The following is a 1,356-nucleotide window of genomic DNA, read 5'->3' on the forward strand; positions in this document are numbered from 1 at the left end:
TGTACAAACTTTGGAATCGTATGGCATCGGGGAGTTATTTCCCCCCTGCGGTCAAGGAAGTGGAAATCCCGAAAAAGGACGGTAAAGTCCGCAAATTAGGGATTCCCACAGTAAGTGACCGAATAGGACAGATGGTGGTAAAAATGTACTTAGAGCCCCGTTTGGAAAATATATTCAATTCAAACTCCTTTGGTTATAGACCAAATAAAAGTGCCCATCAGGCACTTGAACAGGTCAGGAAAAACTGTTGGAAAATGGATTGGGTCATTGATCTGGACATTAAAGGGTTCTTTGACAACATTGACCATCATAAAATGATGCTAGCTATAGAAAAACACGTTCCCGAAAGATGGGCGAGGTTATATATAGCACGATGGCTTGCATGCCCAATAATGACAAAGTCGGGACATTCAGTTTCAAAACAGGGAAAAGGAACTCCACAGGGCGGTGTTATAAGCCCCCTATTGGCAAACCTTTTCCTTCATTATGGTTTAGACCAATGGCTGGAACAGAATGACAAGACAGTAAAATTCACACGTTATGCCGATGATGTGATTGTGAACTGTAAAAGTCAAAAACACGCCGAGCAAACACTTGAAGCTATCAAAAGCAGGATGCAACAGATTGGTCTGGAAGTACATCCAGAGAAAACCAAAATTGTATACTGCAAAGATTACCGAAGGCAAAGAAAGTATTCCAATGTGAAGTTTGATTTTCTGGGTTATTCTTATCAACCCAGGACTACAAAATCAAAGAAAACAAGCGGACTCTATCTTGGCTTCGACTGTGGCATAAGTATAAGTTCAAGAAAGCGAATTGCAGAGAAACTTGAAGCACTTAAAGTAGAGAGAATGACCTCTGATCGCATAGTAGGAATTGCTGCAATCCTCAATCCAATGATTAGGGGTTGGGTGAACTACTATGGTAAATTCAGAAGCTCAATGCTGCACAAAGTCTTTAAATTATTGAATAATCGTTTAGTGAAATGGGCAAGAAAAAGGTATAAACGCTACAGAACCAGTATAAAACGTGCGTATCAATGGTTTGAAAGGGTTAAGGAACAATACCCTAAACTATTCTATCATTGGCAAATGGGATATATATGGTAAATTGTAAGTTAGATTGTATAACAAGAGCCGTATGATGGGAGACTATCACGTACGGTTCTGTGAGAGGCTTGGGGTGAAATTCCCCTTGTCTACTCGACACCGTAACCGTTGTATGCCACACTTAATTAATGACATAATTAATTTAAGTTACTCTCAACCTTAATTACCTTTCTATTCTATATCCTCATCTTGGAAAGATATTTGAAAACAAGTGCCTTCATTGAGTGTACTCTCCACTTTTATTTCG

At 39.4% G+C, this 1,356-nt stretch carries 1 protein-coding gene; it reads left to right on the top strand.

Going from position 1 to position 1,356, the window contains the following annotated elements; genetic code table 11:
- The coding region (gene ltrA / locus DHD80_RS19810) for a group II intron reverse transcriptase/maturase (protein WP_251743205.1) at positions 1-1,109 on the top strand (1,109 nt) is incomplete at its 5' end.
- Between the last annotated feature and the right edge of the window lie 247 nt (positions 1,110-1,356).

It is taken from the genome of Gramella sp. AN32 (assembly GCF_023718305.1).
Lineage (GTDB): Bacteria > Bacteroidota > Bacteroidia > Flavobacteriales > Flavobacteriaceae > Christiangramia > Christiangramia antarctica.